Annotated in this window: 10 protein-coding genes; 3 read left to right on the top strand and 7 right to left on the bottom strand. The window is 73.8% G+C overall.

Translation table 11 applies throughout. From position 1 onward, the window contains the following. Nucleotides 1–99: 99 nt before the first annotated feature. Both MF406_RS02210 and icmF read left to right on the top strand, forming a co-directional pair. Nucleotides 100–1,476 (top strand): MFS transporter, encoded by a 1,377-nt coding sequence (locus MF406_RS02210; protein WP_242896396.1) that lies wholly within the window; start codon nucleotides 100–102, stop codon nucleotides 1,474–1,476. A gap of 176 nt (nucleotides 1,477–1,652) precedes the next feature. After that, on the top strand, nucleotides 1,653–5,156 hold the full coding sequence (icmF, locus tag MF406_RS02215) for a fused isobutyryl-CoA mutase/GTPase IcmF (RefSeq protein ID WP_242896397.1): 3,504 nt from the start codon (nucleotides 1,653–1,655) through the stop codon (nucleotides 5,154–5,156). A 93-nt stretch (nucleotides 5,157–5,249) separates the two neighbouring features. Here icmF and MF406_RS02220 read toward each other — a convergent pair whose 3' ends face one another. The 4 genes from MF406_RS02220 to MF406_RS02235 all read right to left on the bottom strand — a co-directional run bounded on the left by MF406_RS02220 (nucleotide 5,250) and on the right by MF406_RS02235 (nucleotide 9,944). Then, a complete protein-coding gene (locus MF406_RS02220) occupies nucleotides 5,250–5,564 on the bottom strand; it encodes an antitoxin Xre/MbcA/ParS toxin-binding domain-containing protein (protein ID WP_242896398.1) in 315 nt (104 codons plus the stop codon). Between the two features lie 286 nt (nucleotides 5,565–5,850). Then, a complete protein-coding gene (locus MF406_RS02225) occupies nucleotides 5,851–6,072 on the bottom strand; it encodes a type II toxin-antitoxin system CcdA family antitoxin (protein ID WP_242896399.1) in 222 nt (73 codons plus the stop codon). A gap of 206 nt (nucleotides 6,073–6,278) precedes the next feature. Next, on the bottom strand, nucleotides 6,279–8,597 hold the full coding sequence (locus tag MF406_RS02230) for a heavy metal translocating P-type ATPase (protein ID WP_242896400.1): 2,319 nt from the start codon (nucleotides 8,595–8,597) through the stop codon (nucleotides 6,279–6,281). A 192-nt stretch (nucleotides 8,598–8,789) separates the two neighbouring features. Continuing rightward, a complete protein-coding gene (locus MF406_RS02235; RefSeq protein ID WP_242896401.1) occupies nucleotides 8,790–9,944 on the bottom strand; it encodes an App1 family protein in 1,155 nt (384 codons plus the stop codon). Between the two features lie 218 nt (nucleotides 9,945–10,162). On the opposite strand from MF406_RS02235, the gene MF406_RS02240 reads away from it, so the two are divergent. Then, nucleotides 10,163–11,908 carry a S8 family serine peptidase gene (locus tag MF406_RS02240; protein ID WP_242896402.1) on the top strand — a complete coding sequence of 582 codons (1,746 nt, stop codon included), beginning with the start codon at nucleotides 10,163–10,165 and terminating at the stop codon, nucleotides 11,906–11,908. A 252-nt stretch (nucleotides 11,909–12,160) separates the two neighbouring features. Here the strand turns inward: MF406_RS02240 and MF406_RS02245 are convergent, their stop codons facing one another. The 3 genes from MF406_RS02245 to MF406_RS02255 form a co-directional block, all read right to left on the bottom strand. Then, nucleotides 12,161–12,955, bottom strand: coding sequence for an SDR family oxidoreductase (locus MF406_RS02245; protein ID WP_242896403.1), 795 nt, complete (start codon nucleotides 12,953–12,955; stop codon nucleotides 12,161–12,163). After that, entirely contained in the window at nucleotides 12,952–14,328 is a 1,377-nt protein-coding gene (locus MF406_RS02250; RefSeq protein WP_242896404.1) for a GntP family permease, read from the bottom strand. Before MF406_RS02250 ends, MF406_RS02245 begins: the two co-directional genes overlap by 4 nt. A 112-nt stretch (nucleotides 14,329–14,440) precedes the next feature. After that, nucleotides 14,441–16,180: a pyruvate dehydrogenase gene (locus MF406_RS02255; protein ID WP_242896405.1), complete on the bottom strand. Its 1,740-nt coding sequence runs from the start codon at nucleotides 16,178–16,180 to the stop codon at nucleotides 14,441–14,443. Nucleotides 16,181–16,198: the final 18 nt, after the last annotated feature.

A 16,198-nucleotide genomic window follows, 5' to 3' on the forward strand; every position in this document is an offset into this window, starting at 1 on the left:
GTGCGGAGCTTGCCGTCCGGGTTGCCTGCTGGCACGCTCGGGCGCGGCTTGCGGCACCGCGGTCACGTGCACGCGAAGAATCGTCCTCGAGGAGCAGGCATGACCTCCCAGCAGTCCCAGCCGGCGGAGGACCCGCCCGTCGACCAGGCCAACGTGCGGCGCGCCGCGCTCGGCGGTCTCGTCGGCACCGCGCTGGAGCAGTACGACTTCGTCATCTACGGCACCGCCGCGGCGATCATCTTCAACACGCTGTTCTTCCCCGACGTCTCCCCGGCGGTCGGCGTGATCGCCTCCCTCGGCGCGTACGCCGTCGGCTTCGCCGCCCGGCCGCTGGGCGGCCTGTTCTTCTCCCGCTTCGGCGACCGGCTCGGGCGCAAGTGGGTGCTGGTGTCCACCCTCTTCCTCATGGGCATCGCGACCTTCGCGATCGGCCTGCTGCCCACCTACGAGCAGGTCGGGATCCTCGCCCCCATCCTCCTGGTGCTGTGCCGGTTCCTGCAGGGCTTCGGCGCCGGGGCCGAGCAGGCCGGCGGGGTGACCCTGCTGGCCGAGACCGCCCGCCGCTCCCAGCGCGGGCTCTACTCCTCGCTGGTGTTCGTCGGCGCGGCCCTCGGCTCCGTCATCGGCGCGCTGGCCTGGATCCTCGCCCAGCGGCTGCCCGACGACGCGCTCGAGTCCTACGGGTGGCGCCTGGTCTTCTTCTCCTCCATCTTCGTGACGATCGCGGCCTACATCCTGCGGCGCAAGCTCAACGAGTCGCCGGTGTTCCAGGAGACCAAGAAGGCGCGCATCGGCAAGGCGGACACCCCCATCGGGGACGTGCTCAGGAACGGCCGGCCGAGCCTGCTCCGGGTGTTCTTCATCAACATGGGCTCCAACGGGCAGAGCTACATCTACCAGGTGTTCATGGGCAGCTATCTCGTGACCTGGCTGGGCGTGGAGGCCGACTTCATCCCCCAGATCCTGCTCCTCGGCGGCATCGGCGCCTGCTTCGCCGCCGTCGCCGCCGGCAGGGCCACCGACCTGGTCGGCCGCAAGCCCGTCATGCTCGCGGTGCTGATCTTCCTGTTCCTCTTCCCGATCCCCGCGTTCATGATGATCGACACCCGGAGCCCGGTCCTGATCGGCCTGGTCGTCGTCATCGGGTTCATGGTGGCCGGGTACGGCACGGTCGGCAGCCAGGGCGCCTTCTACGCCGAGATGTTCGGCTCGCGCTACCGCTACGCCGGCATCTCCCTCGCCCGGGAGTTCTCCTCGGTCTTCGGTGGCGGCATCGCCCCGCTGGTCTCCTCGGCGCTGATCACCTGGGCGTCGGGCAGCTGGTGGCCCGTGGCCGCCTACATGATGGTCATGATCGGCCTGTCGATCATCGCGACGCTGCTCTCGCCGGAGACCCGCGGCCGCGACCTGCACCTGGAGGCGGACGCCGTCGACAAACGGCGCGCCGTGCCGGCCGGTCCCTCCACCGAGACCTGACGACGACGCCCGTGGCGCGGGCGGTCCCGGGCCCGCGCCGCGGTCGGTTGCCCGCCTCGGGCTTGCGCCCAGTCGACGGTCGGCGCCCGAGCCCGCCCCCGCCGCCCGAGCCCGCCCCCACTGCCCGGCGCCCAAGTCCGCCCCCACCACCTCGCGCCCGACGTACCCTCGAAGGCATGTCCAACGACGGGCTGGAGCAGCGTCCCGGTACGACCGCCGTCTTCTCGCCCGGGGGTAGCGCACCCCCGGGCCCGCACCTGCACGCCCGGGCCGGCGGCGTCGCCGCGGTCGCGCCCACCCACGAGCGCACCGAGACCAGGGCCCCAACTGCCCCCCAGGACCGCGCCGCGCCCACGGCCTCGGCACCGACCACCGGCCCGGACGCGGCCGGCGGCCTGCACGTCCCCGTCCACCCGGTGCGCGTGGTCACGGCCTCCAGCCTGTTCGACGGCCACGACGCCGCCATCAACATCATGCGCCGCATCCTGCAGGCCCAGGGCTGCGAGGTGATCCACCTCGGGCACAACCGGTCGGTCGCGGAGGTGGTGGCCGCCGCCGTCGAGGAGGACGTCCAGGCGGTCGCCGTCTCCTCCTACCAGGGCGGGCACCTGGAGTACTTCGGCTACCTCGCCGCGGAGCTGCGGCGCCAGGGGTGCGGGCACGTGCGGGTCTTCGGTGGTGGCGGCGGCACGATCGTGCCGGCCGAGATCGCCGAGCTCGCCGCCGTCGGCGTCACCATCTTCTCCCCGGCGGACGGCCAGCGCCTCGGCCTGCCCGGCATGGTCAACCAGATCGTCCGGGCCGCCGACGTCGACCCGGTCACCCAGGGCGGGCCGCTGACCGACCTCGCCGGCCTGCGCGCCGGGGACCGCCGCGCCCTCGCCCGCGCGCTGACCGCCCTGGAGGCCGGCCGCCTGCCGGCCGCGCTCCGCCGCGAGCTGCGCGAGGCCGCCGCCGCCCGCCGGGCCCCCGTGCTGGGCATCACCGGCACCGGCGGGTCCGGCAAGTCCTCCCTCACCGACGAGTTGCTCCGCCGCCTCCGCCTGGACAGCGGGGACGCCGCCCGCGTCGCCGTCCTCGCTGTGGACCCCACCCGCCGCCGCGGCGGCGGGGCGCTGCTCGGGGACCGGATCCGGATGAACGCCCTCGACGGCGACCACCTCTTCCTCCGCTCCCTCGCCACCCGCGGCGCCACCGGGGAGGTGCCGCCCTACCTGGACGACCTCGTCGCCGCCGCCCAGGCCTGGGGCGCGGACCTCGTCGTCGTGGAGACCCCGGGCATCGGGCAGGGCGACGCCGGCATCGTCGAGCACGTCGACGTCCCGGTCTACGTCATGACCCCGGAGTTCGGCGCCGCCACCCAGCTCGAGAAGATCGACATGCTCGACGCCGCCGACGTCGTGGTCATCAACAAGTTCGACCGGCGCGGCGCCGAGGACGCGCTGCGGGACGTGCGCCGGCAGGTCGCCCGTAACCGGCTGCAGTTCGCCGCGGACCCGGCCGACCTGCCGGTCTTCGGCACCGTCGCCTCCCGGTTCCACGACGACGGCGTCACCGCCCTGTACCAGCACCTGCGCACCGCCCTGGCCGCCCGCGGGCTGGACGTGCCCGCCGGCCGGCTGCCCGCGGTGACCACCAAGGTCTCCACCCAGGTCGCCCCGCTCGTCCCCGGCGCCCGCGAGCGCTACCTCGCCGAGGCGGCCGAGGCCGTGCGGGCCTACCACCGGCGCACCGCCGAGCAGGCCGCCGTCGCCCGCACCCGCCAGCGCCTGGCCGCCGCCCGGGACGTGCTGGCCGGGCGCGGTGCGCCGACGGCGGACCTGGAGGACGCCGTCGCCGACCACCCGCTGGCCGACGACGCCGCCGCGCTGCTCACCGCCTGGCCCGCCCAGGCCGACGCCGCCGCGGCCCTGGAGCCGGGAACCACGCTGTCCGGCATCGCCGTGCCCCGCCTGGCCCTGCCCCGGCTGCACGACGACGGCGACCTGCTCACCTGGCTGCGCGCGGAGCACCTGCCCGGCCACTTCCCCTACACCGCCGGGGTCTTCCCGCGCCGGCGCACCGACGAGCACCCCACCCGGATGTTCGCCGGGGAGGGGGAGCCGGCCCGGACCAACCGCCGCTTCCACCTGCTCGCCGCCGGCCAGCCGGCCGCCCGGCTGTCCACCGCGTTCGACTCGGTCACCCTCTACGGCGCCGAGCCGGCCGAGCAGCCGGACGTCTACGGCAAGGTCGGCAACGCCGGCGTCTCGGTGGCCACCGTGGAGGACGTGCGGGACCTGTACGCCGGGTTCGACCTGTGCGCCCCGACCACCTCGGTGTCGATGACCATCAACGGGCCGGCGCCGGCGATCCTGGCCATGTTCCTCACCGTCGCCGTCGACCAGCGCCTCGCCGCCGCCGAGGCCGAGCGGGGCCGGCCGCTGACCGAGGAGGAGGTGGCGCAGACCCGCGCGGCGGCGCTGCGCACCGTCCGCGGCACCGTCCAGGCGGACATCCTCAAGGAGGACCAGGGGCAGAACACCTGCATCTTCTCCACCGACTTCGCCCTCGGGCTGATGGCGGACGTGCAGGAGTGGTTCATCGCCCACGACGTGCGGCGGTTCTACTCGGTGTCGATCAGCGGCTACCACATCGCCGAGGCGGGGGCGAACCCCCTCACCCAGCTCGCCTTCACCCTGGCGAACGGGCTGACCTACGTGGAGGCCTACCGCGCCCGCGGGATGGCGGTGGACGACTTCGCCCCGAACCTGTCGTTCTTCTTCTCCAACGGGATGGACCCGGAGTACTCGGTGCTGGGCCGGGTGGCCCGGCGGGTGTGGGCGATCACCATGCGGGAGCGCTACGGCGCGAACGAGCGCAGCCAGCGGCTGAAGTACCACGTGCAGACCTCCGGCCGGTCGCTGCACGCCCAGGAGATGGCGTTCAACGACATCCGCACCACCCTGCAGGCGCTGCTCGCCCTGAACGACTCCGCCAATTCCCTGCACACCAACGCCTACGACGAGGCGGTGACCACGCCCACCGAGGAGTCGGTGCGCCGGGCGCTGGCGATCCAGCTCATCCTCACCAGCGAGTGGGGGCTGTCGCTGAACGAGAACCCCAACCAGGGCTCCTTCGTCCTGGCCGAGCTCACCGCGCTGGTGGAGGAGGCGGTGCTGGCCGAGCTCGACCGGCTCTCCGCCCGCGGCGGCGTCCTCGGCGCGATGGAGACCGGGTACCAGCGGGGCAGGATCCAGGACGAGTCGCTGCTGTACGAGCAGCGCAAGCACGACGGGTCGCTGCCCATCGTCGGGGTCAACACCTTCCTGCCGCCGGAGCGGGCGGGGTCCGGGGACGGTGCGTCCGCGGCGGCCGACGGCGGTGGGCCGGGCGACGGCGGCGGGTCGGGCGGGGACGGCCGTGCCGCGGCTCCCGACGGCGCCCGTGGCGGTGCCGCCTCGACGCCGGCCCTCGCCCGGTCGACCGAGGAGGAGAAGCAGCGGCAGATCGCGCGGCTGCGGGACTTCCAGGCCCGCCACGCCGCCGAGGCGCCGGCCGCCCTGGACCGGCTGCGGTCGGCGGCCCTGGCCGGGGAGAACGTCTTCGACGTGCTGATGGACGTCGTGCGGGTGTGCTCGCTCGGCCAGATCACCCAGGCGTTGTACGAGGTCGGCGGCCGCTACCGGCGCTCGATGTGACCGGCGGCCCGGATGCGTAGCGGTGCGTCGTGCCTGACCAGGTGGTGCCGAGGTCGTTGACGCGCTGGACGACTTCCTCGTCGAGCGGCGTACTCACATCAACACGCCGTCAGCAACCGCATCGATCAGATCGAGCACGTCCTTATAGGCCCCGGCCCGGATCCGGTCAGCAGGGGTGTCGTGCCCGAGCAGGCGGTTGGGGGTGAACATCCACAGGTTCGCCTCCTCCGCCGGCAGCACCTCGGTGAGGGCTTCGGCGACGTAGGCAAGCTCGACCAGCCGCTGCTTGTTCAGCCGCTGTGGGACAGCTTCACCCCTGGACCAGCGCGACACCGACCGGGCGGAGGCGTCAACGATGGAGCCGATCTCGTCTTGCGTGAGCCCAAGGGCGGCGATGAGGTCGCTCACCTTGTGGGCCAGAGCTCCTGGGGCAGCCACAGGCATGTCACCTTCTCTGGCGGCTGTTTGTCGAACGCTCTGTCGCCAACTATGTCACTCCGAAGGGCAGTGGTCGACACCGGGAGGGAAAGCCTTAGGTGTCCAGTTCCGCCTCGGGCGCCAAGGCCACCAGAAGGTCGAGGACTTCGTCGCTCGGCAGCCCGCGAGCGTCTCGGGCATCGTCCTGGACCCCCACAGTACGGCCGGCGCCAGAAGCTCCGGCCGGCACCAAAGGGCTGCGGCCGACCTCGCTCGGTCACCTGCCGAACTCCTCCCTGACCTCGTCCATGAGGCTCGCGAGGTCGACCTGGCGCTCGGCCCGGACGGGTCGGGCGAGCTCCCGGGCGACCCAGTCGTCGGTCTCCGACGTCCTCACCGCCCGCTCGATGGCTTCCCGCGCCACGGCCGACAGGGAGATGTTGCGCTCGCGGGCCCGGCGGTAGAGCTCGTCCGGGAGGTAGACACTCACCTTCGGCATGACCCCATGTTCCTCTTCCGAGGACCCTCTGGGGATACCGATGGTGCGGGCGGGCTCATCCCGCGCGGTCACCGCTCCCGGTCACGTGCTCGGCACGCAGGTGCGGCGGCGCGAGGGCGGCGTGCGCGATCCCGACGGCCGCTGGGACCGTGAGGTCCCGCCGTCGTCGGGCCGCCGTCGCCCCCGCTGCCGGGCCCCCCCGGCCCTCAGCCCCGCTGGGCCACCGGCTCGGCCTCCGCCCGGCGGGCGTCCGGCGCCGGCCGCCGGCCCAGCGCCGCCGCGACGCCAGCCTGCGGGCTCAGGTCGATCCGGCGGAGCAGCTGGGCGTTCAGGGCGACGACCACGGTGGACAGCGACATGAGCAGCGCGCCGAGCGCCATCGGCATCACGAACCCGACCGGGGCCAGCACACCGGCGGCCAGCGGGACGGCCACCAGGTTGTACCCCGCCGCCCACCACAGGTTCTGCTTCATCTTCCGGTAGGCCGCCCGGGAGAGCTCGATGACGGACAGCACCGAGCGCGGGTCGTCCGAGGCGAGGATGACCCCGGCCGAGGCGATCGCTACGTCGGTGCCGGCGCCGATGGCGATCCCGACGTCGGCCTGCGCCAGCGCCGGGGCGTCGTTGACGCCGTCGCCGACCATCGCCACCCGCCGGCCCCGCTGCTGCAGCGCGCTGACCTGCTCGCTCTTGTGCTCCGGCCGCACCTCGGCGAGGACCTGGTCGATGCCGAGCTCGTCGGCGACCGCCCGGGCCACCGGCTTCGCGTCCCCGGTGATCATCACGACCTGCACGCCCAGGGCGTGCAGGGCCTGAACCGCCTCCCGCGACTCCGGCCGGACCTCGTCGGCCAGCGCGAGCGCGCCGACCACCTCGTCGCCGTCGACGACGTGCAGCACGGTGGCGCCCTCGTCCGCCCAGCCCTCGCTCGCCGGCAGCGGGACGAGGTGGCGGGCGGTTAGCAGCCCGGGGCCGCCGACGGCCACGGCCCGCCCGTCCACGGTGGCGTGCACGCCGGCGCCGGGGTCGGCCGAGAAGTCGGTCGACGGCGGGACGTCCAGGCCGCGGTCGGCGGCGGCGTCGCGGATGGCCCGGGCCAGCGGGTGCTCGCTGTCGCGCTCGACGGCGGCCGCCAGGGCCAGCACGTCCGCGTCGGGCCGCCCGTCGGCGGGAGCGAGGTGGGTGAGGGCCGGCCGGCCGAGGGTCAGCGTGCCGGTCTTGTCGAAGACCACCGTGTCCACCGTGCGCATCTGCTCCAGCGCCATCCGGTCGGTGACCAGCACCCCGCCCCGGGCGGCGCGCTCGGTCGCGATCGAGACCACGAGCGGGATGGCCAGGCCGAGGGCGTGCGGGCAGGCGATGACCAGGACGGTGATGACGCGGGTCCAGGCCTGCTCGGGGGTGCCGAGGACGGACCAGGCCAGGAGGGTGAGGACCGCGGCGCCGAGGGCGAACCAGAAGAGCCAGCCGGCCGCCCGGTCGGCCAGCCGCTGGGCGCGGGTGGCGGAGGACTGCGCCTGGGACACCAGGCGCTGGATGCCGGCCAGGGCGGTGTCCTCGCCGACGGCGGTGATCCGCACCCGCAGCGCGCTGTCGGTGGCCACGGTGCCGGCGACGACGTGGTCGCCCACCTGCCGGCGCACCGGGGTGGACTCCCCGGTGATCATCGACTCGTCGACGGCGGCGCCGCCCGCGACCACCTCGCCGTCGGCGGGCACGCGCCCGCCGGGGCGGACGACGACGACGTCGCCGAGCGTGAGCTGGGCCGGCGGGACGGTCACGGTGGCGTCGCCGTCGACCTTCTCCGCCTCGTCCGGCAGCAGGGCCGCGAGCGAGCCCAGGGCGGAGGAGGTCTGGGCGAGGGAGCGCATCTCGACCCAGTGGCCGAGCAGCATGATGACGACGAGGAGGGCGAGCTCCCACCAGTAGTCCAGGTCGTGGGGGAGCAGGCCGAGGCTGGCGCCCCAGGAGGCGACGAAGGCGACCGTGATCGCCATGCCGATGAGCAGCATCATCCCCGGCGCGCGGCTGCGGGCCTCGCTGACCGCCCCGGTGAGGAACGGGCGCCCGCCCCAGACGTAGATCACCGTGCCGAGCACGGGGGACACCGCGCCGAGGCCGGGGACGTCGGGCAGGTCGTAGCCGAGGATCGACGCGAACATCGGGCTGAGCACCACGGTGGGCACCGCGAGGGCGAGCATGATCCAGAACAGCCGCCGGAACTGCTCGACGTGCCCGGCGTGGCCCTCGTGCCCGGCGTGCCCGGCGTGGCCCCCGTGCCCGGCATGCCCGGCGTGGTCCTGGTGGCCGTGGCCGTCGGGCCCGGCGTGGACATCGTGCCCGGCACGGTCGTGGTGCCCGGCGTGGACATCGTGGTTCTCGTGCCCGGCGCGGTCCCCGGCCGCGCCGTCGACCTCCCCGGCGCGGTGGGCCACCGACCCGCCCTGCCGCCCGGTCAGCTCGCCGGGTGGCGAGGAGCCGGCAGGGTCCTCGGTGGGGGAGTTCGGGTAGTGCTTCGCGGTCATGACAGCCCCTGACGACGGATGGATCCAACGTATACCCATGGGGGGTATGCAGGCCGCAACCCGACGACGCCTCTCGTTGTTCCCCACCGTGCCCGTGCCTGCGTGCCTCCTGCCGGCCGTGCCGGCCCCCGCTGTCCAGCGTCCGGCCGGCGCCCCCGACCGGCCCGGGACGTCGGTCCCCGGGCTGGTCGGTCAGACCCGGTCCACCGCCCGCGCCGGCGAGGCGACGGTGTCGCCGGCCGGTACCGCCGCCCCGGCTGGGTCCGCGCGCCGCTGCTCGTCGCGGGCCAGCAGCACGTCGGGCAGCTGCGCGGCCAGCGCATGCCCGTCCGGCCCACGGACGATGGGGACGCCGTGCTCGGCGGCGGCGTTGCGCAGCGGGTTGGGCTTCTCGATCGCCTCCGGCGTGCCGTGCGAGAGCACCTGCTCGGTGGGCGAGAGCTCCCGGAGCCCGATGGCCGCGATGTGGTGCGGGTGCTCCCGGGCCAGCTCGTCGTAGATCATCGGGTCGTGCTGGCCGTCGTCGCCGACGAGCAGCCACCGGATGTCGGGGAAGGTGATGAGCAGGTTGCGCAGCTGGATGCGCTTGTGCTCCACGCCGGAGCGGAACAGGCCGGTCGGCGTCGGCCCCCAGTCGGTCATCAGCATCGGCCCGTCCGGGTAGCCGTGCTGGCGCATGAACCGGCGCAGGGTGGGGACGGTGTTCCACGCGCCGGTGGAGAGGTAGAACACCGGCGTCTCGGGGTGGTTCGCCCGCAATGAGCGGTACAGCTGGGCCATCCCGGGCACCGGCTTGCGGGTGTTGGTGTGCCGCACGAAGGTGTTCCAGGCGGCGATGAACGCCCGCGGCAGCATCGTGACCATGATGGTGTCGTCGATGTCGGAGATGATCCCGGCCCGGGCGGCCGGGTCGACCACCAGCACCCGGGCGGTCACCGGCTCGGCGGCCAGCGCCTCGATCGTCACGTCGTGCCAGCCCGGTGGCAGCCCGTGCTCGCGGAGCATGACGTCGATGTACCCGCCGCGGTCCGTCGTCGAGCGGAGCGTCTGGTTGCCGGCACGGACGGTGACCGGGAGGAAGCCGACCTGGGCGGTGAAGAAGGCGCGCCACCCGCGCTGGGCCTCGGCGGCGACGTTGAACGGTCCCACCGGGGCGACGTCCTCGTCCTCGGCGTGCAGGTTGAGCGGGTCCGCCATCACCACCCGGCCCAGCACGTGCAGGCTGTCCACCGAGCCGTACCCGGTGAGCCCGATCGCCCGCGGCCGCCACCCCCGCCTGCGCAGAGCGACGACGCTGCGGCGGTTGACGGCGTCCTCGAGTGTGGTGGCCAGCCGGCTCATACCCATGGCCCCACGCTATTGCAGGGCGATCGACGGCGGGAGCGTACTCCACCGGCGCCATACCGGACCCTGCCGGCCCGGTACCGGAGTGCCACCAGACGGCACCGGCCCGGTACCAAACCGCCACCGGCCCGTGCCGCCCCCTTCCCCCCGCCGGCGCCTGGCTCTACCGTTGCCGTCCTGAGGGTGGGCGACGACGCCGACCGTGGACCTGGGAGGGCCTGATGCACGTCCGAAAGATGCTTGCCGGCGCCGGGGTGGGGGCGCTGCTCGCCACCGCCGCGGTGACCGGCCCGGCCGGCGCGGCGCCGGCCGGAGACACGGAGAGCCAGGAGTGGCTCGTGCTCAGCGAGGAGGGCGCCGCCGTCGACGCCGTCGTCGAGGAGCTGGCGGCGGCCGGCGCCACGGTGGAGTCGGTCAACGACGCCATCGGCCTGGTCCGCGTCACCGCGGCCGACGACGCCTTCGCCGAGAAGGCCAGGGACCTCGACGGCGTCGCCGGGGTGGCCACCAACCGGATCATCGGCTCGGTGCCCGAGCGGGCCGCCCAGCCCGACGCCGTCGAGCGGGAGAACCTGCTCACCCCGCCCACCGCCGCACCCCAGCCCCGCGCCAAGCGCGGCGCCGACCCGCTCGACGACCGGCTCTGGGGCATGGACATGATCGACGCGGACAAGGCGCACCGCGTCGAGCGCGGCGACGACCAGGTCACCGTGGGCGTGCTCGACACCGGCGTGCAGGCCGACCACCCCGACCTCACCGCGAACGTCGACGCCGCCCGCTCCCGCAACTTCGTCACCGACATCCCGGCCATCGACGGCCCGTGCGAGGACCCCAGCTGCGTGGACCCGGCCACCGAGGACGACGGCGGCCACGGCACCCACGTCGCCGGCACCATCGCCGCGAGCCTGGACGGCTTCGGGCTCAGCGGCGTCGCGCCGGACGTCACCCTGGTGAACATCCGCGGCGGGCAGGACAGCGGCTACTTCTTCCTCGGCCCGGTCACCGACGCCCTCACCTACGCCGCCGACACCGGCATCGACGTGGTCAACATGTCCTTCTACGTCGACCCGTGGCTGTACAACTGCATCGGCGGGGCGCCCGAGGATCCCCTCGAGGCGGCCGCGGACCAGGCCGTCGTCATCGAGGCGATGACCCGGTCGCTGAACTACGCCCACGACCACGGCGTCACCCTCGTCGCGGCGCTCGGCAACGATTTCGACAACCTGTCCGCCCCGCGCGTGGACACCTCCAGCCCGGACTACGACGACCCGGCCAACGACTGGGACAACGCCCCGTACCCGCGCACCATCGACAACAGCACGTGCTTCAACCTGCCCACCGAGGGTCCGCACGTCATCGGCGTCTCCGCCGTCGGGCCGTCCGAGCGCAAGGCCGACTACTCCAACTGGGTCACCGACCTGCGCTCGGGCGAGATCGAGGTGGCGGCCCCGGGCGGCTGGTTCCGCGACGGGTTCGGCACCCCGAGCTACATGACCAACGAGAACCTGATCCTCTCCACGGTGCCGCTGGTCTCCCTGCAGGACACCGGCGAGGTGGACGAGAAGGGCGACATCACCCCGATCGGGGAGAGCACCGGCGTCATCAAGCAGTGCACTGACGCCGGCGTCTGCGGGTACTACGCCTGGTACCAGGGCACGTCGATGGCCGCCCCGCACGCCTCCGGGGTCGCCGCGCTCGTGGTCAGCAACGCCGGCCGCCGCGAGGCCGACCGGTCCCGGGGCCTGACCATGGACCCCGACGCGGTGCGCGACGTCATCATGTTCACCGCCCGGAACCACCCCTGCCCGCGCGGCGGGGTGCAGTCCTACGAGCAGGAGGGCCGGGGGCCGGAGTGGACTGCCACCTGCACCGGCAGCTCCCGGTTCAACGGCTTCTACGGCGACGGCATCGTCAACGCCCACCGCGCCGCCCAGGTGCCGGGGATCTTCGCGAACTGGGGCCGCTGACCGGTCCGGTCGGCAGGACCTAGCCAGACGGCGAGCGGGAGGGCCGGTCAGCGGCCCTCCCGCTCTTCGTCGGCCGACCGGGCCTGCCGTTCGTCGTCGGTCCAGACGGGGTGGCGGCGGCGTCCTGGACGGGGGTGGCGGCGTCGCGGCGCGCTTCGGCGTTCGGCGTTCGGCGACGGCGCCGCTGGTCGCGCGCCGCCCGTTGCGCGCAGCCGGGTGCGCGCCGCCGGGTGCGCCGGCCGGCGGCGGGCGTCACACGACCGACGTCATCCCGCCGTCGACGAAGATGTTCTGCCCGGAGACGAAGCTCGAGGCGTCCGAGGCGAGGTACAGCAGCGTGCCGACGAGCTCCTCGACCCGGCCCCACCGCCGGGCCGGGGTCCGGCCGACCACCCAGGAGCTGAAGGCCTCGTCCGCCACCAGCGCCTGGTTCATCTCGGTGGCGAAGTACCCCGGGGAGATGGCGTTGACCTGGACGTTGTGCCGGGCCAGGTCCGCCGCCATGCCCTTGGTCAGCATGACCAGGCCGCCCTTGGCGGCCGCGTAGGGCGCGATCGTCTCGCGGGCCAGCATCGACTGCACCGAGCCGATGTTGATGATCTTGCCGGACCCGCGCTCGGCCATGCCCCGCGCCACCTGCTGGGCGATGTAGAAGGCGCTGGAGAGGTTCGTGGCGACGACGGCGTCCCAGTCCGCCGGGGCGAGCTCGGTGATCGGCGCGCGGCGCTGGATGCCGGCGTTGTTGACCAGGACGTCGGGCACGCCGTGCTCGCCGACCAGCCCGGTGATGCCCGCGGCGACGGCGGGCTGGTCCGTCACGTCGAAGACCAGCGGCGCCGGTGCCGGCGACCCGGCGACGGCCTCGATCTCCGCCCGCGCGGCCGCCAGGGCCGCCCGGTCCCGGCCGTGCAGCACCACCCGGGCGCCGGCCTGGGCCAGGCCGACGGCGAGGGTCCGGCCCAGCCCGCGGGAGGAGCCGGTCACCAGGGCCAGCCGGCCGGTGATGTCGAACAGGTCGCGACTCCCGCCGTCGTCCGCGGCCCTCATCCGATCCAGAAGATGACGAGCGTGACCGCGAAGCCGAGGACGGACTCCAGCGCCTGCTGGACGGTCCAGGTCTTCAGGGTGGTCTTGACGTCCATCCCCATCAGCCGGCCGACCAGCCAGAAGCCGGAGTCGTTGACGTGGCTGCCGAAGACGGAGCCGGCCGCCGTCGCGAGGGTGATCGCCACGATCTGCAGGGCGCTGTAGTCCCCGGCGGCCACGGCCGGGGCCATCAGCCCGGCGGCGGTGACCAGCGCGACGGTCGCCGAGCCCTGCGCCAGGCGCAGCACGACGGCGATGATGTACGCCGCGACGATGACCGGCAGGCCGATGTTGCCCAGGGAGTCCGCCAGGGCGTCGCCGATGCCGGAGGTGCGCAGCACCCCGCCGAACATCCCGCCGGCGCCGGTGATGAGGATGACCGAGCAGACCGGGCCGAGGGAGGAGTCCAGGACCTTCTCCAGCGCGGTGCCGTTCTCCCCGCGGCGCCGGCCGAGGACCCAGGTGGCCACCAGCACGGAGATGAGCAGCGCGACCGGGGCGCTGCCGATCACGGTGAGGACCTGCACCCAGGTGGCCTCGCCGTCGACCACCCCGGCGGTGTCGAGGAAGTCCAGGCCGGTGTTGAGGAAGATCAGCAGCAGCGGCAGGAGCAGGACGGCGATGACCGTGCCGACCGACGGCGGGTTCTTCGGCTGGTCCTCGTCGGTGCTGCCGAACAGGGCCGGGACCGGGAGGACGTAGCGGCGGCCCACGAAGGTGCCCCAGAGGTAACCGGAGACGTACCACAGCGGGAAGGCGATGATGATGCCGACCAGCAGCACGATCCCGATGTTGGCGCCGTAGAGGTCGGTGGCCGCGACCGGCCCGGGGTGCGGCGGGACGAACACGTGCATGACGGAGAACGCCGCGGCCGCCGGCATGCCGTACAGCAGCACGTTGTTCCCCAGCCGGCGGGCGACGGCGAAGATGATCGGCAGCATGACGACCAGGCCGGCGTCGAAGAAGATCGGGAAGCCCATGATCAGGGACGCCAGGCCGAGCCCGAACTGGGCGCGCTTCTCGCCGAAGATGTCGACCATCTTCTCGGCGAGCACCCGGGCGCCGCCGCTGTGCTCGACCATCTTGCCGAGCATCGCGCCGAGCCCGATGAGCAGGGCGACGGAGCCGAGCGTCCCGCCGAAGCTCTGGATGAGCGTGTCGACGATGTTGCCGGCCGGGATGCCGGTGACGAAGGCGGTGAGCAGCGAGACGAGGATCAGCGTGAGGAACGCGTGCATCCGGAACCCGATGACCAGGATCAGGATGAGCGCGATCGCCCCCGCCGCGATGCCCAGGAGCGGGCCCGCCCCGAGGGTCTGGGTCCATTCGTCCATGTGCCTGCCTTCCGCTGGCCGGCGCCGTCGCGGGCCGGGCAGGGGACAGCATGCCAGGACGGCGGCTCGGCGACCGGCAGGACGGCGTCGTGTCGGGCGCCGGGCCGCCGCGTCAGGGCCGGGGGATGTTCCGCAGGTTCGACCGGGCCATGGCCACCACCTCGCCGGCGCCGCCGCCGAAGATCTGCTTGGTCATCGCCGTCGCGAAGCCGCGGATCTGCTCCCCGCTGATCGAGGGCGGGATGGACAGCGCGTTGGGGTCGGTGACGATGTCGATCAGGGCCGGCCCCGGCCGGGCGAGGCCGTCGGTCAGCGCCTTGCGCAGGTCCGCCGGGTCCTCCACCCGCACCGCCGGGATGCCGACGGCGCGGGCGACGTTGCGGTAGTCCACCGGCGGGGAGTCCGTCGCGTGGTCGGGCAGGCCTTCGACGATCATCTCGAGCTTGACCATGCCGAGGGTGGCGTTGTTGAACACCACGATCTTGACGGGCAGGTTGGCGGCCCGGACCGTGATGAGCTCGCCGAGCAGCATCGAGAGGCCGCCGTCGCCGACCATGGCCACCACCTGCCGGCCCGGGTTAGCGAACGCGGCGCCGATGGCGTGCGGCAGGGCGTTGGCCATCGAGCCGTGCAGGAAGGACCCGATGACCCGGCGGCGGCCGTTGGGGGTGATGTAGCGCGCCGCCCAGACGTTGTCCATGCCGGTGTCGACGGTGAAGACGGCGTCGTCGGCGGCCGCCTCGTCCAGCAGCGCCGCGGCGTACTCGGGGTGGATGGGCCTCAGCTTGTCGGCGCGCCGGGTGTAGGCGCCGACGACCTTGGACATCGTGCTCTCGTGCTTCTTGAGCATCTGCTCGAGGAACCGGCGGTTCTTCTTGCGGTGGACCTGGGGGACCAGGAGCCGCATCGTCTCCGCGACGTCGCCGTGGACCGGCAGCTCCACCGGGGTGCGCCGGCCGAGGTGGCGGGCGTCGTCGTCGATCTGCGCGGTGCGCACGTCCGGCAGGAAGGTGCTGTACGGGAAGTCGGTGCCGATCAGCACGAGCAGGTCCGCGCCGTCCAGGGCGTCCTGGCAGGCGCCGTAGCCGAGCAGGCCGGTCATGCCGACGTCGAAGGGGTTGTCGTACTGGATGACCTCCTTCCCGCGCAGGGAGTGCCCGACCGGGGCGGCGGCGAGGTCGGCGAGCTCGAGCACGCCCTCCCGCGCCCCGCGGGCCCCGGCGCCAACGAAGAGGGTGACCTTCTTCGCCTCGTTGATCGCCCGGGCGAGGGCGGCGACGTCGGCGGCGGCCGGGACGAGCCGGCCGGGGGCGGTGGGCGGGACGACGAGCTGGTCGTCCCCGCCGGGGACCTCGTGGTCGGCGACGTCGCCCGGCAGGGTCAGCACGGCGACGCCCGGGGCGTGCAGCGCGTGCTGGATCGCCGAGCGGGTCACCCGGGGCACCTGCTCGCCGGTGGAGATCATCTCGGAGAACACCGACGCCTCGGTGAAGAGCCGGTCGGGGTGGGTCTCCTGGAAGAACTGGGTGCCGATCTGGCCGGTGGGGATGTGCGAGGCGATGGCGAGCACCGGGACCCGGGAGCGGTTGGCGTCGTAAAGGCCGTTGATGAGATGGAGGTTGCCCGGCCCGCACGAGCCGGCGCACACGGCCAGCCGGCCGGTGACGGTCGCCTCGGCGGCGGCGGCAAAAGCGGCCGCCTCCTCGTGGCGGACGTGCACCCAGTCGATGCCGTCGGTGCGGCGCACGGCGTCGACGACGGGGTTGAGGGAGTCCCCGACGATGCCGTAGATGCGCCGCACCCCGGCGGCGACGAGCTGGTTGACGAGCTGCTCGGCGACGGTGGTGGCCACGGTTGCTCCTCTGTCGGG

Origin of the sequence: Georgenia sp. TF02-10, from assembly GCF_022759505.1 — a bacterium.
Lineage (GTDB): Bacteria > Actinomycetota > Actinomycetes > Actinomycetales > Actinomycetaceae > TF02-10.